Raw genomic sequence first — 21,038 nt, forward strand, 5'->3', positions numbered from 1 at the left:
ACCGTCGATCGGCCCATTTGCCGCATGGCAAAACCCGTATGTCCCGAGTGGAATGAGTCAGGATTTGCCGGCCCGCTCCATCGGCGTTGCGGCTCACCCGATCACCGCCGGGAGTTCGCGTCCTCGGTGGCCGTCGTCTGCGGGGAATGCTGTTGTGCGTCCGCCACCACGCCGACAGCCGTCCGACTCGCGGGCATCCACCGGGGCCGGTGTCGCGCGACCAGGCGCAGGGCCGCGAGTACGCAGGCCAGGTAGGTGAGGTCACCGCCGAGCAGGACCAACGTGGCGCCGAGGGGCGCGTCCGCGGCGGTGGTGTCGTCGGCGGTGTCCAGTCCACCCGCGGCGGCTGTGGCCAGGAAGGCGAAGAGGTTGGTCGCGGCGTGCGCCGCGATGGACACCTCGAGACCTCCGGTACGGATGACCAGCACCGCCCAGATGATCGCGCCGACGAACAGGGCAACGAACCCGGACCAGGTGCCGAGGCCGTGCAGCAGGGCGAACGCCAGAGCCGAGCCGATGATGCCGACCCACCGGTGGTACGCCCCGAGGGCTTGCAGGAGGAACCCGCGGGCGGCGTACTCCTCACCGGCCGCCTGCAATGGCACCACGACGACGAGCAGCACCGCGAGCCCGAGGAACCGCCACGGGTCGATGGTCAGCCGCAGCTCGGACGCGCCGTCGTAGACCAGGACCAACGCCCCCATGACCAGGGCCGCCACGGCCACGGCGAGACCCCCGCACACGGCGAACCACCGCCAGCGCAGGCGACCGGCCACGGAGTGCAGTGTCCCCGCCGGCCGCCGCTGCACCAGCCGCGCGACACCGAGGGTGACCGGGATGAACAGGGCGAGAGACGCCAGCGCCAGGATGTTGTCGACGAGGGGGCTGCCGACCGACGCGCTGTCGTCGATCTCTCCGCCGCGCGCCCACGTCGCGGTCAACGCCACGCCCGCCAGCCCACACGCCGTCACGGCGGCGACGAACAACACGGCCAGCACGGCGACGGGTGGCGTCCACCACCGATGGAAGCCCAGTCGCGCCAGCCGCTCGTAGGTCAGCCCGTGTTCCACCCGCACCTGCTAGACCGCCGATCCGTCATGTCGGCCGCCGTCGTCGTGCGGCGCCGACCTCCGGGAACCACCGACGATTGCGATCCAGTCGGCGACCACGACCAACAGCAGGACACAGATTCCGAATATGGAGAAGGAGATGCCGTGGCCGAGCATGATGGATACCGCTGCGGCAATTCCTGCCAACAGAACCAGTACGGCAGTGCGGACCATCCATCGGCGTACCGGAGATGACGTTCTCACCATGTTTTCTGCGCCTCTGCTCGACGTGGGCGGACCACAGCCGTCGACGGCCTTCGATCGGCAATCATCGCATGCCTCCTCCTGAGCGGGTGGCCCGCCTGCACCAGCGGACGGACCACCCTCGACGCATGGAACACGGGTTACAGGTTGGCGACGCAGCCCGCTCCGGCGACAGCGATCGCGATCTTGATGTCCTCGGCGATGGCCGCCGGGTTGCCGCCGTACGTCTTGTACAGCGCGTTCAACGCACCGGCGGAGCACTGGGCCGACTTGTACCAGGCCCACTTCCGCGACTTCTTCGCGATGTCGACGATCTGCTTCCAGTACTTCTTGACGAACTTCGCGATCACGCTGGGAATCCCCAACGCCTCCGCGTTCGAGACGTCGGCCTCGCCCTCGTCGTTCAGGTCGTTGAAGACCTGCACGCTGTCCTGCAGAGCGGCGAGCGCCTGAGCGTCGAGGTCGCCGGCGACCTGAGCCGGCACGTCCAGGCGGAGGTTACCCGCGCGGTCGGCGACGAGGTAGGGCTCGACGGCATTCACCGTCGCCGCGAACGTGTCCGGGTCTTCCGCCGCCGCCTTGGCGACCGGGTCCGCGATGGCTGCACCTACCGCCTGGTTCGCCGCGGTCGGCACGGTGACGTCCGTAGACGCGGCTGCGGCGCCGGCGAAGCCGAAGACCGAGGCGACCGTCGTCGCCACCAGGACTCCCACTGCCTTTCTGAATCTCACTCGTTTCCTCCCGTGGATTGTTCGACCCCAACAGGGAGGCAGCACTCTGAATGCGACCTGCGCGATAGCGCGCGAGCGCGGTCGTGGCGATGTCGATTATTCGACTCGCCGGTGAGTGCATCCCCCGTTAATGCAGCAGCGTCAATTGCTGTCAGGAGGACACTAGGACAAGGGCGTGGTTCGCAGCAGGCCCGTCATTCCCGTAACACCGTCGCGGGTGTTGCTTTGATCGATGTCCATGATTTCGTCACCAGACGCATCGGCCCGTGGGCTGGTGAATCAGCCGACCATATGGCAATGCGTATGACAAACGTGACGACCGAATTTAACAGCCTGTTAGCAAAAGTGGCGGAGCGATGCTTCCCGCGCCGATCTTCCGAGGACGGCCGCCTCGCCGAGCAGGGCTACGGCACACCACCGTGGACGCTGGCGACGCCCTCAACTCGAAGCTCCCGAGCGTGGACTAACTACATTTTGATCAGTTCGGCGCCTGCGCCCGCGCACCGGTCAGCGCCAGGACAGCTAGGGCCTCGGCGCCCAGGCACCCCGCGAGGGACGTGAGGAGCTGAGGCTGCGCATCGAACAAATAGTCCTGGGCAGATACCCACAGCGCAAAGAGCGCGACGGCGACTGCCGCTGCGGCGAGCGGGTACAGCAGATCCCGCGTGCCAAGCAGCCCAAGTACGACCACCGCGGCGATGGGCAGCGTCAGGACGTAGTAGGGCAGGTAGACAGTGAGATTGGCGGCGAACCGGCCGCCGGCCTCCAGGTCACCCCATGCTTGCTGGTTGTGCGAAGAGAAGATCAGGCCATAGCCGAGCGCGCCCCAAGCGGCCGCCACCATGGAGGCAGCCAGCCCTCGCCATCCACGTCGAGCCCCGAAACCCGACAGTGATATCCGCACGCGGGGGACGATAGTCGCGCGGTGACTGCTTCGGGCAGGCTGGACTGCGTGTTCGCCCTGCAGCCCTGACGAGCCCGAGCGAGGATCTGCCCCCTTGATCCACTCCAGGTCGGCGATGTCGTGGTATGCGCGTCACTCTGATACCGCGACATCGCCGATGCGGAGTTGATCATCACTCCGGCCCGCGCGGACGGGCGGTATCAGCGGCGCCGCAGGGACGCGTCGAGCAGGGCCGGCGGCGTGTCGTTCTTCTCCTGCGGGGCCAGGTCGACACCGGGGGCGACGACGGCGTCGATCGCGTCGAGCACGTCGGCGGGGAGCACGGTGTCGGCGGCGGCGACCTGCGAGCCCAGGTGTTCCAGCGTACGAGGGCCGATGATCGCGCTGGTCACGCCGGGATGCGCGGTGACGAACCCGAGCGCGAGCTGGATCATGCTCAGCCCGGCCTGGTCGGCGATCGTGGCCAACCGCTCGACGGCGTCCAGCCGGGCCCGGTTGGACGCGATGGCGGTGTCGAAGCGCTGCGGCATGAACCGCGATCGGTTCGTGGTGACCTCCCGGCCCTCCCGGATGGCACCCGACAGCCAGCCCGAGGCCAGCGGGCTCCAGGCCAGGACGCCGAGCCCGTACTGCTGCGTCACGGGCAGGACGTGCGCCTCGATCCCGCGCTGGAGGATGGAGTAGCTGGGCTGCTCGGTGACGTACCGGCCCAGGTGGTGCTCGCGGGCGGCCCACTGCGCCTCGACGATGCGGTAGGCCGGGAAGGTCGAGGAGCCGAAGTACCGGATCTTCCCGGCGCGTTGCAGGTCGGTCAGCGCCGACAGCGTCTCCTCGTCGCTGGTGGTCGGGTCCCACCGGTGCATCTGGTAGAGATCGACGTGGTCGACGCCGAGGCGGCGCAGGCTGTCGTCCAGCGCCGTCACCAGCCAGCGGCGCGAGCTGCCCCGCTGGTTGCGGCCGTCGCCCATCGGCATGGTCGCCTTGGTGGCCAGCACGATGTCGTCGCGGCGGCCGGCGATGGCCCTGCCAACCATCTCCTCGGACTGGCCGTTGCCGTACATGTCGGCCGTGTCGATGAGGTTGATCCCCGTCGCCAGGGCGGCGTCGACGATGGCGGTGACCTCCTCCTGGGTGGTGTTTCCGATCTTGCCGAAGTTCATCGCGCCGAGCGCGAGGGAGCTGACCTGTACGCCGGTGCGGCCCAAGTTGCGGTACTGCATGAGATGTTCCTTCCGGCGCCGCGAGCGCGGTGCCTGCCTGGGTGTTTCCGTGCCCGCCATGGCATGATGGCGAAGCGGAACGTTGTTCCGCTAACGATACGGAACGCTGTTCCGTTTCGCAAACCCAAGGATTCCAGGTGGCAGGAGAACGGTGCGGTGACGGACGAGGCAGGGCAGGCCCCGCGCAGGCGGGCCGACTCCCGACGCAACGAGAAGGCGCTGCTCGACGCCGCCGCCGCGGCCTTCGTCGCTGCGGGCGTCGAAGCTCCCGTACGCGACATCGCCGCCCGGGCGGGCGTCGGAGTGGGTACGGTCTACCGCCACTTCCCCACCCGTGCGGACCTGGTCGTCGCCGTCTACCGGCACCAGATCGAGGCGTGCGCCGAGGCCGGGACGACCTGCCTCGACGACGCGACCAGCCCGTACGACGCACTCGCGCGCTGGATCGACCTGTTCGTCGACCTCCTGGTCACCAAGCACGGGCTGGCCGCCGCGCTGCAATCCGACGGTGCGCAGGTCAACACCCTGCACGCGTACTTCCTGGATCGGCTCGTGCCCGTCTGCACCCGACTGCTCGACGCCGCCGTCGCCGCGGGCGAGATCCGCCCCGGTGTGGAGGCCTACGAGCTCATGCGCGGCGTCGGGAACCTCTGCATCGGCGCGGGCAGCGACCCCCGCTACGACGCCCGCCGCCTGGTCGAACTCCTCATCGCGGGACTACGCCGACAGAGCTGACCAGCTCACCCGGGCGCTCCTTGATCCACTCCATGCCGGCGATGTCGCGGTGTCCGCGGCGCCCCGATACCGCGACATCAGCGATATGGCGTCGATCGGTGCACGCGGCGCGCATGCGAAAAGGGGCCGACGGGCCCCCGTCGACCCCTTGACGCGTGCCGAGCTAGCCGGCGCCACCCGCCCGGAATGCCACCCAGGCGTCGCTCATCCGGTCCGCCTGACCGGCGGTGAACATGTTCATGCAGGAGTCCTGCGTGTAGTCCATGAAGTTGTGGATCGGGTCCAGCCCGGGGGCGGTGCAGGTGTCCGCGCCGATCGGGCAGTTGAACTGCGGTGCCGCCTCGCGGGGAGTGTCCGCGACGAAGTCGCCGGAGGCGGAGCAGCCGTGCGCGAACGTGTGCTCCAGCATCAGCCAGTGCCCGACCTCGTGCGTCAGGGTGTCACCCAGGGAGTACTTGCCGGCCGTGCCGCCCGGCATCGACTCGTCGAGCATGACCACGCCGTCGATGTAGTCGCGGCCGTTGTTGTAACCCTTCGGGAAGTACGCCCAGCCGAGCAGCCCGCCGCCGATGTTCGCCGCGTAGACGTTCAGGGTGCGGGAGTCGCCGGTGTAGAGCGCCTTCTTCATGTCGCGTTCGTTCTTGCCCGGCTCCACCGTGTACCAGGCGCTGTTCACCGTCCACGTCGTGTCGACGAGGTCGAAGCGGAACGGCGTGTTCGAGGCGTTCGCCGCCGTGCGGCCCGCGAACGAGTCGTTGAGCACGGTCATCTGTGCCGCGATCAGGGTGTTCCACCTGGCCGTCTCCGCCGCGGTGAGCGCGTGGTCGGAGACCATGTGGAAGACCGTCGGCACGGTGACGCTGCCGTTGGCCAGGCGCGGGGCATCCTTGATCACTCCGTAGGCGTTCGCCTCGTTCTTCGAGTACAGCTCCGGTTCCTGGGCGGTGGCGCCCTCGGCGACCCGGGCCGCGCTCTGCTCGCCGGCGCCCGGCGCACACGTGCCGGCACCCGGGGAGCCGGTCACGGGTGCTGCCGCCACCGCGGCGTAGCCGCCACCGGACGCCAGGAGCGTCGCGGCGGTGGCGGTGAGGACTGCCAGTCGGAAGATTGGTCTCCTGTGCATCGGTGCACCTCTCGGGGGAATGGAGACGGCGCGGGGTCGCCATGACCAGCTCGACAACGTCGTCCTTCCGGTATGAGAACACGTCGGTGGCACCGGCAAAAGACCTGCGTACGGCCCTGATGTGAGGTGTAACGGCAGGGGGCCGGGCAGCGCTGTTATCGCCGTCCACCCGCGCCCCTGCCCCACCCGCCGGCCAGCGGGCGGGCCGACGGTGCCTGGAGCACACCGCCGACCCGCCCGCCCGCTTCAAACAGGTGTCACGGGCGCACGGTGATCGGGATGGTCTTGAGCGGGTCCTTGCCGTTGCTCAACACCAGGACGCCGATGTACCGGCGACCGGGGGTGAGACCCGACCAGCGCAACGTCAGGGCCGCCGTCCCACCCGCCATCACGGTGCGCTGCTGGGGATCGATGGTCAGCTTTCCGGCCGAGCTGCCGGGCACGCCGGGCAGCAGGGTGGTGATGGTGTACGTGTTGGTGCCCTGACCGGTCGGCGTGTTGAGGGTGTAGAGCTGCTCGATGATCAGCGTGTAGTCGCCGGCGCCGGGCAGCACCACGTTGGCGCCGTCGTGGCCGCCGTACGTGCCGAACAGCATCTTGCCGGTGCTGTCGTACACGTCGATCATGAACTCCGCGCACGGCGGCAGCGGGTCCGCCGTCCAGTCGATCTCGTCGCAGTGCGCGCCCTGCCCGGTCACCAGGATCTGCGGGTTGAGCGTGCCGGCCGGTACGTGCACCGTGCCCCGGTACAACGACGCCGGCAGCGGCACCGGCAGGTTGTCCGGCGAGCGGAAGTCCCAGATCGGTGCGTCGCCACGCAACGTGGTCGTGGTGCTGGTGCCGGCCGTCAGGCCGACGGGCAGCGCGGCCAGCGTGCCCTGGTAGCCGACCTGCGTGGTCATCGAGAAGCTGCCGGAGGTGCCGGTACCGGTGATCGCGTCGGGCGCGACCAGCCCGGTGTTCTTCACCACCAGCGGGATCCTGACCTGGTGCTGGGACGCGTCCCGCCACGTCAGCGAGCCGTCTGCCCAGGCACCGAACGCGCCGGCCCTGTTGGTGATCTGCACCTTGAAGGTCGCGGTCCGGCCGGCGCCCACGCGCAGGCTCGCCGGGGTCACCTTCACCGTGTAACCAGGCGGCTCCTGCACGCTCGGCGTGTAGGTGCTGCTCCGGTCGCTGACGTTGGTGACGGTACGGGTGACGGTCTGCGTACCCACCATGTTGCCCACCGAGATGGACGGGTAGTTGAGCTGGTTCGGCGCGATCGCACCGGTGGTGGCGCAGTGGTCGGCGGGCACCTGGCTGCCCTTGGCGGCCAGCCCGCACAGGTACTTGAGCCAGTCCTCCGGCGTGGAGTCGTAGACCAGGCCCGGGTCGAACGCGTCACCCGGGTGGACCTCGCCGGCGCCGTAGTTCAGCGGCGTGGCGTCGGTGTCGCCCAGCTTGATCGGGTTGCCCTTGTCCGTGGTGTCCACGGCGGTCGTCATGAGCGCGGACCGGATCGCCGCCGGTGACCAGCCCGGGTGCCGGGCCCGCAGCAGCGCGGCGATGCCGGCGATGTGCGGGGACGCCATCGACGTACCCGATTCGAGTGCGAAGTTCTGCCCGCCGAGCGCCGGGGAGAACGCCGCCGCGATGCCCACGCCGGGCGCGCTGATGTCCGGCTTGAGCAGGTCGTTGTCGTTGAAGTTGGACGGCCCCGCCGACGAGAACCCGGCAACCTGCGGCGCCTCGACCGGAGTCAGGGTGCCCGCCGAGATCGTCGCCGTCGCGTTGCCGGCCGCGAGGTACGTGGCGATCGCCGGCGCGTCGGTGTCGGAGATGTGCACGGTGGGAACCGCGTGCAGGTCAGGGTCCAGCGAGTTGACCGTGCCGTTGTAGAGCACCATGCCGACACCGCCGGCCTTCGCCACGGCGGCGCTCTTCGCGACCCGGTCGACGACCCCGCGCAGGCAGAACACGATGGCGCCCTTGACCTTGGCCGGGTCGAGTTCGCCGTCGGCGCAGAGTTCGGCGTCCTGGATCCTGTCGGGGTGCAGCGCGCTGGCCCTGGCCGAGACCAGCGGGGCCGGCCCGGCGCCGGTGCTGCCCACACCCACTCCGGTGATGGTCGTGCCGTTGCCGAGGGTGAGCGTCCGGCTGTACCGCTGGTCGGTGGTGCTCGCGGCCACCGTGGTCACCCAGGGGGTCGAGTTGTCGATGGTGCCGGCCTCCGGGCCGGCGTTGCCGGCCGCGGCGGCGACGAACACGCCGGCCGCGGCGGCGTTGAAGAACGCCGCCTCGATCGCGCTGAAGGTCTCGTTGTCATCGCCGATCGAGTAGTTGATGACGTCGACGCCGTCGGCGACCGCGTCGTCGATGGCGTGCACGATGTCGATCCCGCTGCCGGCCGCGGAGCCGGCGCCGGTGTCGTAGAGCGCCTTGTAGATCGCCAGCCGGGCGGCTGGCGCCATCCCGGAGATCGCACCCAGGGACTGGTCGCCGATCGAGGCCGGCACCCCGTGGTCGCCGGCCGCGGTGCTGGCGGTGTGGGTGCCGTGCCCGTTGCGGTCCCGTGGCGAGGAGTACTCGTCGGGGAACGCCTCGGCGAGCCCGCTGTCGTTGTACCAGCGCGCCCCGATCACCTTGTTGTTGCAGGTGACCGGCGCCTCGACGCCGACGTCGCAGGTGCCCTTCCACTTCGCGTCGATCGTCGCCTGGTCCGGACGCGGGCTGGGCAGCGGGGCGAAGCTCGTGCTCTCCGGCCAGAAGCCACTGTCGATGACGCCGACGATCATGCCCTCGCCGGCGTGGCTGACGTCGCCGAACTGCTGCTGCCACACCCCGCCCTGGCCGGTCAGGCCGAGATAGTCCGGTGTGTGCGCGGTGCTGGCGTGCACCTTCTGGTCCTCGTACACGGCCTGCACACCCCGGGTGGCGCGCAGCCGGGCCACCTGCGTGCGGTTCAGCTCCAGGGCGAAGCCGTTGAAGGCGGTGTCGAAGGTGGTCGTGGCCCGGCTGGCGGGGATGCCCACACCGGTCAGCACCGCACCGCGCTGCTGGCGCAGGTGCTCCCGGTACGCCCTGGCGTTGTGGGCGTTCCGGTCGAGCTTGCCGCCGGGGGCCGGCTTGGTCGCGGCCAGGCCGGGTACGCCACCGGCGTAGGTGGCCAACGGCTGTTCGGCGAGCTGGACGAGGTAGCGGGCGGTCGGCCCGCTGCTGTTCGCTGGCGCGGCCGGTGCGGCGCTCGCCGGGGCGCTCGCCAGTCCCGCCGCGATCAGCGCGGCAGTGGCCAGCACGCTCACCGGGGCACGTCTGATCCGCCCGGGCGAGGGTGTCTTCGGAAGTGGCACGTCGTTCCTCCACAGTGGTACCGATCGCCACCGGCTGGGTGGCGTGATCGAAACTAGAGCGGACGCGACCATTTATTCGGAAATTTTTACCTGCCGGAAATCTGGGAAACGAGTTCGTAACATCGCGAGTGCCGTCGAGGCTGGCGTGGACCGTCAGCCCAGGCGGCCGGCCGCGATCTGCAGGACCGCCTCGGCGAAGGCCCGCGGCGCCTCCTGGGGCGGGTTGTGGCCGACACCGCCGCCGAGGGTCCGGTGCTCGTACGGGCCGGTGAACCGCTTCGCGTAGGCGCTGGGGTTCAGGTGCGGTGCGCCGTTGGCGTCCCCTTCGAGGGTGATGGTGGGCACCGTGACGGGCGGGTTCTTCGCCAGCTTCGCTTCGATCTCGTCGTACAGCGGCTCGCCCTCGACCAGGCCCAGTCGCCAGCGGTAGTTGTGGATCACCACGTCGACGTGGTCGGGATTGTCCAGCGAGACCGCGCTGCGCTCGAAGGTCGCGTCGTCGAACGTCCACTTGGGCGACGCGGTCTGCCAGATGAGCCGGGCGAAGTCGTGCCAGTTCCGCTCGTACCCCTGCCGGCCGCGTTCGGTTGCGAAGTAGAACTGGTACCACCAGGGCAGCTCGGCCTTCGGCGGCAGCGGGCTCCGACCCGATTCCTGGCTGGCGATCAAGTAGCCGCTCACCGAGACCAACCCTCGGCAGCGCTCCGGCCACAGCGCGGCGATGACGTCGGCCGTGCGGGCTCCCCAGTCGAAGCCGGCGAGTATCGCGCTCGCCACCCCGAGCGCGTCCATGAAGGCGAGGGTGTCGGTGGCCAGCGCCGCCGGCTGGCCGTTGCGCAGGGTGTCGGCGGACCGGAAGCGCGTCGTGCCGTACCCGCGCAGGTGCGGCACGAGCACCCGGTAACCGGCGTCGGTCAGCAGCGGGACCACGTCGGCGAAGCTGTGGATGTCGTACGGCCAGCCGTGCAGGAGGATCACCACGTCGCCGTCCGGCGGACCGGCGTCGACGTACCCGATGGTCAGCACGCCCGCGTCGACCTGCTTCAGGTCGTCGAACGGCGTGTCCGCTGCGGCAGAGGGCTGCGTCATCGGCTGCTCCCACGACTCGTCAGGCGGGACGGCGTCTGGAGCCTAGAGCCGGGCGATGAGCGCCCGTGGCCGTTCGCACAAGGGCGTCCGGGACCATCACGCGCTGGCTACCATGCGGCACCCAGCCGGCTCAGAGGACCCGGGTGATCCGTTCGACGGCCAGCCGCGCGTCGAGGCGGGCGTGGTCCAGGTTCGCACAGAGCACCACGGACGCACCGGCGGACAGCGGGGCGAGCAGCCACTTCAAGGGCTGCTCGTGCTCGGCGGCGTCGACCAGCAGCCGGTCACCGGCCCGCAGGTCGAGCTGCGACGCGATCTCCGCCGCGATCCGGCCGTACGCGCCGTAGCTGGTGCCGTCCGGGGTGGCCGCGTCCGACGGGCGGACCTGGGCGTAGTCGGGCGGGGTGTCGGTGTGCCGGTCGACTTCGGCGGACCAGTCGAGCCAGCCGAGGGGCGTCTCGGTCAGCGGCCCGGAACGGGTCCCGACGAGGTACCGGTGCACCCCCTCGGGCACGTCCTCCAACCAGTCGTCCAGGCGTTCCGGGGTCACGAAGACCGCGTCGTACGGCCGGTCACCGCCCGGTTCGAGGACCGCCAGGCCGGCCGTCGCCCGAGGCCGGAACGACACCGCCGCGCCGATCGCCCAGGCGCCCAGCAACACCGCGGCGGTACGCCAGTGCGGCGGCAGCAGCACCGCGACGCGGCTGCCGGGGCCCAGCCCGCAACCGTCGCGCAGCAGGCCCGCGCTGCGCGCCGCCCACGCACCCAACTGGCTCGCGGTCAGCTCGGTACGCTCACCGGTCGCGTCGTCGAGGTAGGTGAGCATCGGCTGGTCGACCGGGTCACCGACGACCGGGGTCACCGTCCTGGCTTCCATCCGCACCCCTTCCGCTGCCGGCGATCCGCCCACCCTACTGAACACCCGGACGCGTCGACTTTGGTCACGCCGACATCGGCCGATAGCCGTATCGCCCCACCGCGTGGACGCGCGACGGTACGGGGGACGCCGACCCCGGGAGCCCCGATGCCGACCGACCAACCCACCGTCCCCGCCGATCCGCTGCCGCGCTGGCGGCGGCTCGCGCCGGTGCTGGCGCTGCTGGTGTGGTCCGATCGTGTTGGCTGGGGGCAGCGGCACGTGTTGGCTGCCGGCACGGCGAGCCTGGTCAGCGCGGCCGGCTTCGCCTACATGGTGCCGCCCTACGCCGCGGCGACGCCGGTGGAGTCGCTGGTCGGTGACGTCGCCGTCACTGTGGTGACCTTCGCGCTGGTCGGGGGCGCATGGTGGCGGCTGCGGCGCACGTCGCTCGCTGTTCACATCGCCGCAAAGTGATGCGCGGCGCCGGGCCGGTCACGCAAGGTGAATCCAGGCGCTGGCCACCCTCCCCACTTCGCCCCTTTGCTCTGCTTCAACAGAGGCAACACGCACGCTCCGTGAAGGTGAGGCTGGCCCCTCACCCTCGACGCCGCGACAAGAACAGCAGGTCGATCGCCTGTTGCGTCCGTTGAAGCAGAGCAAAGGTGGTGAGCGGTCCGACTGTCGGGGTGGCGCCGGCCACGCCGGGTGACGAGCACCGTCCCTCCCGTGTGTGGGCACGCACCGATCCGGCGACCGCCCTCCCTGTGCGGGTGCAGAGCTGGTGCAGACCGCAGGGAAATCGGGGCGTGCCGGTCAGCTCTGCCCTACGAAATTGCCAGGTGTCACGCCCTCGGCGACGACCGGATCAGGACGTACGTGATCAGGGCCAGGGAGCTGGTCACCGGGATGGGCAGGAGACCCGCGCGCGCCGGCGAGCAGGAGACGCTTCGCCCACGCGGTCTGCTGCCGGACCACGCAAACCGCCGCGGCGAGGACCAGCACGGCAGCGACGACCTGCAGGATGACAATGATCGACATGACCGGCGACCAGTCGTGCCGCACGAACTCGACGCCCTGCGGGCCGGCGGACCTGATGGTGCTGCGGACGGGAATCGCGAGCGCCGACAGCACCGCGGCGATGGCCGCGAGGACGGCGAGGCCGACCGCCGCGCGTCTCCTCCCGATGCGCGATCCGAGCATCATCGGAATTTCCACCTCCGCCTCCTGATTCGGCCGACCGCCTGTGCGGCAACCGGCCCCGCACCACCTGGCCAGTGTTGCGATCGGGGTCAAGGGCCTCTCGCCGACGGCCTCCCCGGTCGGCGACGTGGCGGTCAGCGTGGATCGCGGGAGAACCGGTCGACCAGTAGCGCAAGTCGCCGCTCGTGTTCCGGCCGCCGGAGCCGGCCGCTGCGCGTCAGCGTGACCAGGCCGTGCAGTCCACTCCAAAAGGTCTCGGTGAAAAGCTCCAGGTCGTCGTCACCGGCGAAAGGGCGCAGGGTCTCGGCCAGTTCGGCGAAGGCCCGGGCCAGGTCGACCGGCACGTCCCGAGTGGCAAAGGGCAGGTTGGTGGCCAGGTTGAACATCGCGTCGTAGAGCGCGGGCCGCCGTTCGGCGAACGCTGCGTACGCCGTGGCGATGCCGGCCACCGCCTGCCGCGGGTCGGTCACGGCGGCCCGGGCCGCGGCGAGTTCATCGGCCAGGTCGCTGCAGCCCTCCACGGCGACCGCCGCCATGATGGCGTCCTTGCCCTTGAAGTGGCTGTAGAGGACGGGCTGGCTGTACTCGATCTCGGCGGCGAGCCGGCGGGTGGTGACCGCGTCCCAGCCCTCCGACTCGGCCAGCTCGCGGGCTGCGGCGATGATCGCCCGCTCCCGTTCCGCCCGCTCACGCTCCCGCCGCGCCTGAATCGACATGACCGGACTCTAGCACCGCTAGCCAACCTGTCAGGGCTATGCTAGCTTCGCTCCTGAATCTAGCGGCGCTAGGAATCAGAGTTGGACATGCTCAGCACCATCGCCTACGGGCTCGCCGTCGTCCTCAGTCTCTTCTGTGTCTTCATCGGCGCCCGGTTCCTCCTGGCACCCCGGGCCTCCGCCGCCGGCTACGGCGTCCCGGCCAGACCGGACGGGGACTCCGCGTACCTCACGATCAAAGGCCTGCGTGACCTCAGCTACGGCCTGCTCGGCCTCGCCCTGACCGCCTTCACCACCGCCGACGCGGTCGCGTGGTTCATGCTGATCGTTGCGCTCAACCCGTTGGGAGACACCCTCGTCGTGCTGCGGCATGGTGGCACGAGGACCGTCGCCTTCGGCATCCACTTCGCCACCGCCGTGGTCATCCTGCTCGACGCGGCCCTGCTCTTCGCCCTCTGATCCACGCCACGACAGGAGTCGCCCCGATGTCCCTGATCACACCCAACTTCGACAGGTCCGTCGTCGTCCGATCCGCCGACGCCGAGGTGGTGGGACGGGCCCCCACCACGATCCGGCTGCTCGCCGACAGCAGCTCCACCGGTGGCGCCCTCTCCACCCAGCGGGTCACGCTGGCCAACGGCGCGGACGGCGCCCGCCCGCACCACCACGCCAACTCCGCCGAGCTGTTCTACCTGCTGGACGGCACCGCGCAGTTACTCTCCGGCGAGCAGGTGGTCACCGCCGAGCGCGGCGACCTGGTGATCGTGCCGCCGGGCGTGGCGCACGCGTTCGCCGCCACGCCGGGCGAGAACGCCGACATCCTCATCGTCATCACGCCCGGCGTCGAACGGTTCGAATACTTCCGGCACCTGGAGCTTGTCGCGTACGGGAAGGTGCCGCCGGAGAGCCTGCTGGAAGTGCAGGAGCTGTACGACACGTACTTCCAGGGCAGCGCGACCTGGGACGCCGCCCGCGCCTGACGCCCCAACCTGAACCGCCCGGGCCAGCCCTAGGACCCGGGCAGTTCTGGGCCGCCCTCGAGCAGCGGGGCGAGCAGGTCGTCGTACTCCTCGACCCGGTCCAGGACCTCGGCGGCGGTGAACTGGCGCACCGCCGGCTTCCGGCCGCGGGCGCCGGCCTCGACCTCGTCCCAGGTCAGCGGGGTGGAGGCGGACGGCACGTCCTGGGCCCGCAGCGAGTACGGCGCCACCGTGGTCTTCGCCGCGTTGTTCTGGCTCCAGTCGATGAAGACCTTCCCGGGGCGCAGGTTCTTCGCCATCTTCGACACGATCAGCTTCGAGTGTGCCTTCTCCAGCTCCTGCGCGATGCGCTTGGCGTAGTCGGAGACGTCGTCGGCGGACTGGGTGCCGGCGATCGGGCAGCAGAGCTGCATGCCCTTCTTGCCGGAGGTCTTCGGGTACGACTCGATCCCGTCGAGAGCGAGCCGGTCGCGCATCAGCACCGCCACCGGGCAGCACTCGGCCAGCCCGGCCGGCGGCCCCGGGTCCAGGTCGACGACCATCATGTCCGGGTGCTCGCCGACCTTCCACTGCGGCGTGTGCAGCTCAAGTGCGGCCAGGTTGGCCAGCCAGACCAGGGTGGGCAGGTCATCGGCGACCACGTAGTCGATGGTCTCCCGGCCCTTGCTGGAGCCGGGGGCGGGCAGCGTCTCCAGCCGCACCCAGTCGGGGGTGGCGGCCGGGGCGTTCTTCTCGAAGAACGAGCCCCCACCGACCCCGTTGGGGAACCGGATCCGGGTCAGCGCCCGGTCGCGCAGGTGCGGCAGCAGCACCGGGGCGATCCGGGTGTAGTAGTCGATCACCTCGCCCTTGGTGAAGCCGACCGCCGGATAGAGCACCTTGTCCAGGTTGGACAATTCCAGCGAGCGACCCTCGACGTCCACCCGCAACCGCTCAGCCGGCATCGTCGACCTCCTCCGGCGGCTTGTCCGGGCGCAACCGCAGCACCCGGGGGAAGCGCAGCCGGCCGTCCGGGGTGCGCTGGCCGTACTTCACCTCCACCACGACCCGGGGAGTTACCCAGATCGCGCCCCGGGCATCCTCGCGCGGCACACCCGCCGCGAACGGGGACACACCGGAGCGCAGCGGCTCCAACTCCGCGAGGAGTTGACGCTCGATGGCCGCGCCGATCCCGCCGCCGACCCGGCCCCGGTAGATCAGCCGGCCGTCCGGGCCGGGCACCCCGACCAGCAGCCCGCCGATGCGGCGCGCACCCGGGCGCCAGCCACCGATGACGAAGTCGCCCGTCACCTCCAGCTTGACCTTCAGCCAGTCCGGCGAGCGCACCCCGGGCCGGTACACCGAGCCGACCCGCTTGGCCATCACGCCCTCCAGCCCGTGCTCGCCGGCCGCCTCGTAGGTGGCCAGGCCGTCGGCGAAGACCGGCGGCACCGCCCAGCGGGCTCCACCCAGGGCCAGGCCGTCCAGGGCCTCGCGGCGGCGCTCGTACGGCCAGCCGGTGAGGTCCTCGCCGTTCAGGCGCAGCAGGTCGAAGATCATGTACGTGACGGGCATGACCGCGGCCAGCCGGGCGGCCTTGTTCCGGTCCCGGACGTGCATCCGCTCGGCCAGCGCGGTGAACGACGGCTGCCCGGTCTCGCCGAGCAGCACCACCTCGCCGTCGAGCAGCGCGTCGTCGACCTGCTCGGCCAGGGTGGCCAGTTCCGGGTACGCGGCGGTGATCTCCACGCCGGAGCGGGCGTACAGGTGCTGTCCGCCGGCCGAGATGTCGGCCAGCGCGCGTACGCCGTCCCACTTGAACTCGTACGCCCAGCCGTCACCCGCCGGGAGCGGCCCGGTCATCGCGAGCATCGGCTTGAGCGGCGCGCCGGGCACGACCCGACTGTAGTAGGAGGCGGAACGCCTCGCGTCCGGTTCGATGGGATGCGAGCATGGTCGATACCGGGGAAGGGAGCGCAGCATGCGGGCCATCTGGAAGGGAGCCGTGTCGTTCGGCCTCGTCTCGATCGCGGTGAAGCTGTACTCCGCGACCGAGGAGAAGGACATCCGGTTCCACCAGGTGCACCGCGAGGACGGCGGCCGGATCCGGTACAAGCGCACCTGCTCGATCTGCGGCGAGGAGGTCACCTACGACGACATCGCCAAGGGCTACGACATCGGCGGCGGCGAGATGGTGATCCTCACCGACGAGGACTTCGCCGACCTGCCGCTGACCAGCTCCCGGGCGATCGACGTGCTGGAATTCGTACCGGCCGAGCAGGTCGACCCGATCCTCTACAACAAGGCGTACTTCCTGGAGCCGGAGGGCACCGCGACCAAGCCGTACGTGCTGCTCCGCGACGCGCTCACCGACTCGGAGCGAGTGGCCATCGTCAAGGTGGCGCTGCGCCAGCGGGAGCAGCTCGCCACGCTGCGGGTACGCGAGGGCGTGCTGCTGCTCAACACGATGCTCTGGCCCGACGAGATCCGTACCCCGGACTTCGGCTTCCTCGACGAGGACCTCAAGGTCCGGCCGCCGGAGCTGGCGATGGCCAGTTCGCTGATCGACTCGATGACCGGCGAGTTCGAGCCGGACGTCTTCACCGACGACTATCGGGCGGCGTTGCAGGAGGTCATCGACGCCAAGGTGGAGGGGCGCGAGGTCGTCCAGCCGGAGGAGGTCGAGGAGGCCCCGGCCGCGGCGGTGGACCTGATGGCCGCGCTGAAGGCGTCGGTGGACCGGGCCCGGGCGGCCCGGGGCGAGCCGGCGGCGCGCGGCGGCGGCGGCGCCGAACCCACGCCCATCTCGGCGGCCCGCTCGGCGCAGAAGGCGGCCAAGGCGCCGGCGAAGAAGACCGCCGAGAAGAAGCCCGCCGAGAAGAAGCCCGCCGAGAAGAAGGCGGCCGAGCCGGCGAAGAAGACGGCCGCGAAGAAGACTGGTGCGAAGAAGGCCGAGCCCGCGAAGAAGACCGCCACCAAGAAGGCCGCCCCGCGCAAGACCGCCTGAGTCGGGCCGCCGGAGGCCCCGACCCGCGGGGCCCCCGGGTGGTCGATCAGCCCCGGCCGAGCTTCTGGGTCGGGGTGATCCGCACGATGACCCGCTCCTCGCCGGCCTGGCGGAACGGGTAGGTGTCCTGGCCGAGGTACTTCTTCGCCATCCGGTCGATGTGCGCGTCGGCGCCCTCGGTGACCAGCTCCGCGGTGCCCTTCACCCACAGGGTGCGGAAGTCGTCCGCCTTGTCCACCACGGAGACTGCCACCTCCGGGTTGCGCTCGATGTTCTCGTACTTCACCCGACCCTTGGCGGTGTTGAACAGGATGTGCTGACCGTCGGTGTCCACCCAGACGGGGGTGACGTGCGGACTGCCGTCGGCCTCGACCGTGGCCACGTGGGCGAGCTGCGGTTCGGCCAGCAGGGCCAGGTCTTCTTCGGTGAGGATCGCCATGGTCGGAATGTACCGGCGAAGCCCGTTGTCCACCCGACTTCCGCGCGGGCCGAGGTTGCCTTGACGCCGACGACAAGGTCTAGCGTTGGCGCGACGCCAGCGGCGAGGGAGGTCGGAATGCTGATCGGCGAACTGGCTGAACGCGCGCCGGCACGACCGCGCGGGCGCTGCGCTACTACGAGACGCACGGCCTGGTGCGGGCGGCCCGCTCGGCCAACGGCTACCGGGTCTACGACGAGGCCGAGCTGAGGGTCGTACGCGAGATCCGGGCGCTGCTCGCGGTGGGCTTCGCCCTGGACGACATCCGTCCGTTCGTCGCCTGCCTGCGCGCCGGCAACACGGCCGGGCACGTCTGCCCGGATTCGGTGGCCGTGCTGCGCCGGAAGCTGGCCGAGGTCGACGCCGGCATCGACCGGCTGCACGAGGTCCGGCAGGAGTTGCGGGACCAGCTCACCCACGCCATCGCCTCGCGGGAGGAAACATGTCTGCGGTTGCGCAGAACGACGCTCTGATCACCGTCACCGACGACAGCTTCGCCACCACCGTGCTGGCCGCCGATCGCCCGGTCGTGGTGGACGTCTGGGCCGAGTGGTGCCGGCCGTGCCACGCCATCTCCCGCAGCCTGGCTGAGCTGGCCGAGGAGTTCGCGGGGCGGCTGGTCATCGCCACCCTCAATTCGGACGAGAACCCGGAGACCACCCACCGCTACCGGGTCATGTCCCTGCCCACCCTGCTGATCTTCGATCGGGGCGAGCTGGTCGGGACGGTCGTCGGATCGCGGCCGAAGAACCACCTGCGGCAGACGCTCGCCCGGCACGTCGAGGGCTGAACGGGCCCGTTCCCGTCCTCCGCGAAACCCTGACTGCGGGCCCCGTCCGACGATCTCACCGGTCCGGGGAGGGCACGGTGGGCGTCCGGGCGGGTACCGTGTGCGTCGGCTTTCCCCCCGGCACCCGGTGCCGGCCACACCTTCGCAGCAGGGAGTCGACGACGTGAGCGAGCGCACGCAGCAGAACCAGGCCCCGGCGACCAAGGCGGGGCGGCGGCTGGCCGCCCAGTTGGCCGCGCAGAAGGCGGCCGAGGCGAAGCGGCGCCGCCAGGCGTGGGCCGGCGGCCTCGCCGGTCTCGCCGTGGTCGCCGTGCTGATCACCGTGTTCGTGCTGGTCGGCCAGGGCGACGACAAGCCCGCCAACCAGGCCGGCGCCACCCCCTCGGCGTCCGCGGCGGCCCCCGACGCCGCGGGCGCGCCGCCGGCCCCGCAGCTGCCGGCGGGCGCCGACCCGGCGCTGGCCAGCAAGCCGACGGTCCAGGCGGGCAAGGGTGAGCTGAAGAAGCTGACCGTGACGCCGCTGATCAAGGGCACCGGCCCGGCGGTGAAGAAGGGCCAGACCATCACCACGAACTACGTGGGTGTGTTCTACAAGGACGGCAAGGAGTTCGACGCGTCCTGGAAGACCGGCCAGCCCGCCTCCTTCCCGATCGGCGTCGGACAGGTCATCCCGGGTTGGGACCAGGGCCTAGTCGGGGTGACCGTGGGCAGCCGGGTGCAGCTCGACATCCCCGCCGAGCTGGCGTACGGCAGCGACGCGTCCGGCGGCCGGCCGGCCGGCCCGCTGCGCTTCGTGGTGGACGTGCTCGCCGCCCAGTGACCCGTCCGCTTCGCCCCTGTTGTCACCCGGGCGCGATGCAGTTGTTCACATGGGGCTTCCGGCCCGTCACCGACCGGCAGTAGGTTCGGCGTCACCCCGGGCGACCCGGTCGTCCGGGGTGACCATCCGGACGGGACGCGGAGGTGCACGTGACGGCGCTGGACGACCCCGGGCGGACCGCCCGGCTGATGTGGACGCACTTCGAGCCGGTGCACGCGGTCACCTACTTCCACCCACGGGCGCGGACCGCGTACGAGGCGGTCGGCCTGCGCGGCTACTGGCGGGGCTACTTCGCCGGGCGGGCCGCCCCACTCGGACCGGTCGGCGCGCCGTCCGTGGTGGCCGCCTTCTTCAGCTTCGCGCCGACGATGGTGGCCCGCGCGTTGCCGTCGGTGTGGCGACTGGCCACCCCGCAGGAGGCGCTGCGCGCCCGGCTCACCGGCGCCGTGCAGGCGCTCGCCGAGTTCACCTACGAGCTGCCCGAGTCGCACCTGGTCGAGGCGGCCGACCTGCTGGAGGAGGCCGCCGAACGGGTGGAGACCGCCGGCCGGGTGCTCGGCGCGGTCAACGCCGCCCTGCCCCGGGGCGAGTACCCCCTGGCCCGGATCTGGCAGGCCGCCACCACGCTGCGCGAGCACCGGGGCGACGGGCACGTGGCCGCGCTGGTCACCACCGGGCTCGACCCGGTGGAGGTGCTGGCCTGGCGCTGCCGGGTCGATCAGTCCCGCCAGTTCCACCAGGCGGCTCGCGGCTGGACCGACGAGGAGTGGGCCGCGGCCGAGGAGCGGCTGGTGGAGAAGGCCTGGCTGACCGCCGACCGGGCACCGACCGAGCACGGCACCGCCATCTTCCGGGCCGCCGAGGAGGCCACCGACCGGGCGGCGCTCGGCCCGTGGCGGGCGCTCGGCGCGGAGCGGACCGACCGGCTGCGTGAGCTGCTCGAACCGATCGCCACCCGGTGCCGCGCGATCATCCCGCCGAAGGCCCCGATCGGCCTGCCGGCGCAGCGCGCGGCGAACGCGCCCACCCCCGCCCGCTGAGGGACCGGCCGGCACGCGTCCGGCCGGTCCGGCAGGATTGGGTACGTGGTGGACGCGGTGCTCTTCGACCTGGACGGCGTGATCGTGGACTCCGAGCCCGTCTGGGAGGAGGTCCGGCGGGCGTACGTGGCGGCGCACGGCGGGGCGTGGCAGCCGGACACCCAGCGCCGGCTGATGGGCATGAGCACCGGCGAGTGGGCCGCCTATCTCAGCGGCGAGCTGGGCGTCGGGCGCACCGCCGAGCAGGTCGCCGCCGAGGTGGTCGGCGAGATGACCAGCCGCTACCTGGCGCACGTACCGCTGATCGACGGCGCCGACACGGCGGTCCGCCGGCTGGCCGCGCGGTGGCCGCTGGGGCTGGCCAGTTCCTCGCCCACCCGGCTGATCGCGGCGGCGCTGGACGCGACGGGCCTGGCCGACGCGTTCGGCGCGACGCTGTCGACCGAGGAGACCGCCCGGGGCAAGCCGGCGCCGGACGTCTGGCTGGCGGTGGCGGCCCGCCTCGGCGTCGACCCGGCCCGCTGCGTAGCGATCGAGGACTCCTCGAACGGGGTCCGTTCGGCGGCCGCCGCCGGCTGCCGGGTCGTGGCCGTGCCGCACGGCTCCTACCCGCTGGACCCGGACGCCGAGGCCCTGGCCGCCGTGCTGCTGCCCTCGATCGACGCGCTCACCCCGGAGCTGGTCGAGCGGCTCTGATCCCCTGCAGTGCTCGGTGGCGGCTG

At 71.1% G+C, this 21,038-nt stretch carries 23 protein-coding genes; 10 read left to right on the plus strand and 13 right to left on the minus strand.

What is annotated here, in order from left to right; genetic code table 11:
* Positions 1-101: 101 nt before the first annotated feature.
* From ACFOW4_RS23660 to ACFOW4_RS23675, 4 genes are all read right to left on the minus strand, one after another.
* The gene (locus tag ACFOW4_RS23660; protein WP_377531322.1) at positions 102-1,070 is read right to left on the minus strand and encodes a CPBP family intramembrane glutamic endopeptidase; all 969 of its coding nucleotides are present in this window, start codon (positions 1,068-1,070) and stop codon (positions 102-104) included.
* A 383-nt stretch (positions 1,071-1,453) separates the two neighbouring features.
* Positions 1,454-2,014 carry a hypothetical protein gene (locus ACFOW4_RS23665; RefSeq protein WP_377531323.1) on the minus strand — a complete coding sequence of 187 codons (561 nt, stop codon included), beginning with the start codon at positions 2,012-2,014 and terminating at the stop codon, positions 1,454-1,456.
* Positions 2,015-2,522: 508 nt separating this feature from the next.
* Positions 2,523-2,948: a hypothetical protein gene (locus ACFOW4_RS23670; protein ID WP_377531326.1), complete on the minus strand. Its 426-nt coding sequence runs from the start codon at positions 2,946-2,948 to the stop codon at positions 2,523-2,525.
* A 200-nt stretch (positions 2,949-3,148) separates the two neighbouring features.
* A complete protein-coding gene (locus tag ACFOW4_RS23675; protein ID WP_377531327.1) occupies positions 3,149-4,168 on the minus strand; it encodes an aldo/keto reductase in 1,020 nt (339 codons plus the stop codon).
* Positions 4,169-4,324: 156 nt separating this feature from the next.
* On the opposite strand from ACFOW4_RS23675, the gene ACFOW4_RS23680 reads away from it, so the two are divergent.
* Positions 4,325-4,903, plus strand: coding sequence for a TetR/AcrR family transcriptional regulator (locus ACFOW4_RS23680; RefSeq protein ID WP_377531329.1), 579 nt, complete (start codon positions 4,325-4,327; stop codon positions 4,901-4,903).
* A gap of 163 nt (positions 4,904-5,066) precedes the next feature.
* Here ACFOW4_RS23680 and ACFOW4_RS23685 read toward each other — a convergent pair whose 3' ends face one another.
* The 4 genes from ACFOW4_RS23685 to ACFOW4_RS23700 form a co-directional block, all read right to left on the minus strand.
* Entirely contained in the window at positions 5,067-6,026 is a 960-nt protein-coding gene (locus ACFOW4_RS23685; protein WP_377531331.1) for a zinc metalloprotease, read from the minus strand.
* Positions 6,027-6,283: 257 nt separating this feature from the next.
* Positions 6,284-9,310 carry a S8 family serine peptidase gene (locus tag ACFOW4_RS23690; protein WP_377531332.1) on the minus strand — a complete coding sequence of 1,009 codons (3,027 nt, stop codon included), beginning with the start codon at positions 9,308-9,310 and terminating at the stop codon, positions 6,284-6,286.
* A gap of 201 nt (positions 9,311-9,511) precedes the next feature.
* Entirely contained in the window at positions 9,512-10,447 is a 936-nt protein-coding gene (locus ACFOW4_RS23695; RefSeq protein ID WP_377531334.1) for an alpha/beta fold hydrolase, read from the minus strand.
* A gap of 130 nt (positions 10,448-10,577) precedes the next feature.
* Positions 10,578-11,324 (minus strand): TIGR03089 family protein, encoded by a 747-nt coding sequence (locus ACFOW4_RS23700; protein ID WP_377531336.1) that lies wholly within the window; start codon positions 11,322-11,324, stop codon positions 10,578-10,580.
* Positions 11,325-11,471: 147 nt separating this feature from the next.
* Here ACFOW4_RS23700 and ACFOW4_RS23705 point away from each other — a divergent pair, with 147 nt between their 5' ends.
* The gene (locus ACFOW4_RS23705) at positions 11,472-11,780 is read left to right on the plus strand and encodes a hypothetical protein (protein ID WP_377531338.1); all 309 of its coding nucleotides are present in this window, start codon (positions 11,472-11,474) and stop codon (positions 11,778-11,780) included.
* Between the two features lie 339 nt (positions 11,781-12,119).
* Here ACFOW4_RS23705 and ACFOW4_RS23710 read toward each other — a convergent pair whose 3' ends face one another.
* Positions 12,120-12,521: a hypothetical protein gene (locus tag ACFOW4_RS23710; protein WP_377531339.1), complete on the minus strand. Its 402-nt coding sequence runs from the start codon at positions 12,519-12,521 to the stop codon at positions 12,120-12,122.
* A 119-nt stretch (positions 12,522-12,640) separates the two neighbouring features.
* Positions 12,641-13,222 carry a TetR/AcrR family transcriptional regulator gene (locus tag ACFOW4_RS23715; RefSeq protein WP_377531342.1) on the minus strand — a complete coding sequence of 194 codons (582 nt, stop codon included), beginning with the start codon at positions 13,220-13,222 and terminating at the stop codon, positions 12,641-12,643.
* Positions 13,223-13,309: 87 nt separating this feature from the next.
* Between ACFOW4_RS23715 and ACFOW4_RS23720 the strand changes: the two genes are divergently transcribed.
* Positions 13,310-13,681, plus strand: a complete 372-nt coding sequence (locus ACFOW4_RS23720; protein ID WP_377531344.1) for a DUF4267 domain-containing protein — start codon at positions 13,310-13,312, stop codon at positions 13,679-13,681.
* 26 nt (positions 13,682-13,707) lie between these two features.
* The gene (locus tag ACFOW4_RS23725) at positions 13,708-14,202 is read left to right on the plus strand and encodes a cupin domain-containing protein (RefSeq protein ID WP_377531346.1); all 495 of its coding nucleotides are present in this window, start codon (positions 13,708-13,710) and stop codon (positions 14,200-14,202) included.
* Positions 14,203-14,231: 29 nt separating this feature from the next.
* Here ACFOW4_RS23725 and ligD (ACFOW4_RS23730) read toward each other — a convergent pair whose 3' ends face one another.
* Both ligD (ACFOW4_RS23730) and ligD (ACFOW4_RS23735) read right to left on the minus strand, forming a co-directional pair.
* Entirely contained in the window at positions 14,232-15,146 is a 915-nt protein-coding gene (ligD, locus tag ACFOW4_RS23730; protein WP_377531347.1) for a non-homologous end-joining DNA ligase, read from the minus strand.
* A complete protein-coding gene (ligD, locus tag ACFOW4_RS23735) occupies positions 15,136-16,077 on the minus strand; it encodes a non-homologous end-joining DNA ligase (RefSeq protein ID WP_377531349.1) in 942 nt (313 codons plus the stop codon). The genes ligD (ACFOW4_RS23730) and ligD (ACFOW4_RS23735) overlap by 11 nt, the downstream gene beginning before the upstream one ends.
* 85 nt (positions 16,078-16,162) lie before the next feature.
* Here ligD (ACFOW4_RS23735) and ACFOW4_RS23740 point away from each other — a divergent pair, with 85 nt between their 5' ends.
* Positions 16,163-17,188: a Ku protein gene (locus ACFOW4_RS23740; protein ID WP_377531350.1), complete on the plus strand. Its 1,026-nt coding sequence runs from the start codon at positions 16,163-16,165 to the stop codon at positions 17,186-17,188.
* Positions 17,189-17,234: 46 nt separating this feature from the next.
* On the opposite strand, the gene ACFOW4_RS23745 is transcribed toward ACFOW4_RS23740, so the two are convergent.
* The gene (locus ACFOW4_RS23745) at positions 17,235-17,627 is read right to left on the minus strand and encodes a PPOX class F420-dependent oxidoreductase (protein WP_377531353.1); all 393 of its coding nucleotides are present in this window, start codon (positions 17,625-17,627) and stop codon (positions 17,235-17,237) included.
* Positions 17,628-17,821: 194 nt separating this feature from the next.
* Here ACFOW4_RS23745 and ACFOW4_RS23750 point away from each other — a divergent pair, with 194 nt between their 5' ends.
* The 5 genes from ACFOW4_RS23750 (at position 17,822) to ACFOW4_RS23770 (ending at position 21,012) form a co-directional block, all read left to right on the plus strand.
* A complete protein-coding gene (locus tag ACFOW4_RS23750) occupies positions 17,822-18,139 on the plus strand; it encodes a MerR family DNA-binding protein (protein ID WP_377531355.1) in 318 nt (105 codons plus the stop codon).
* Complete coding sequence (locus ACFOW4_RS23755) at positions 18,109-18,456, plus strand: thioredoxin family protein (RefSeq protein ID WP_377531357.1); 348 nt, start codon at positions 18,109-18,111, stop codon at positions 18,454-18,456. The genes ACFOW4_RS23750 and ACFOW4_RS23755 overlap by 31 nt, the downstream gene beginning before the upstream one ends.
* 127 nt (positions 18,457-18,583) lie before the next feature.
* Complete coding sequence (locus ACFOW4_RS23760) at positions 18,584-19,276, plus strand: FKBP-type peptidyl-prolyl cis-trans isomerase (RefSeq protein ID WP_377531358.1); 693 nt, start codon at positions 18,584-18,586, stop codon at positions 19,274-19,276.
* A 188-nt stretch (positions 19,277-19,464) separates the two neighbouring features.
* Positions 19,465-20,316, plus strand: a complete 852-nt coding sequence (locus ACFOW4_RS23765) for a hypothetical protein (RefSeq protein ID WP_377531729.1) — start codon at positions 19,465-19,467, stop codon at positions 20,314-20,316.
* A gap of 45 nt (positions 20,317-20,361) precedes the next feature.
* Entirely contained in the window at positions 20,362-21,012 is a 651-nt protein-coding gene (locus tag ACFOW4_RS23770; RefSeq protein WP_377531360.1) for an HAD family hydrolase, read from the plus strand.
* Positions 21,013-21,038 lie beyond the last annotated feature (26 nt).

The organism is Micromonospora sp. GCM10011542, from assembly GCF_042650685.1.
Taxonomy (GTDB): domain Bacteria; phylum Actinomycetota; class Actinomycetes; order Mycobacteriales; family Micromonosporaceae; genus Micromonospora.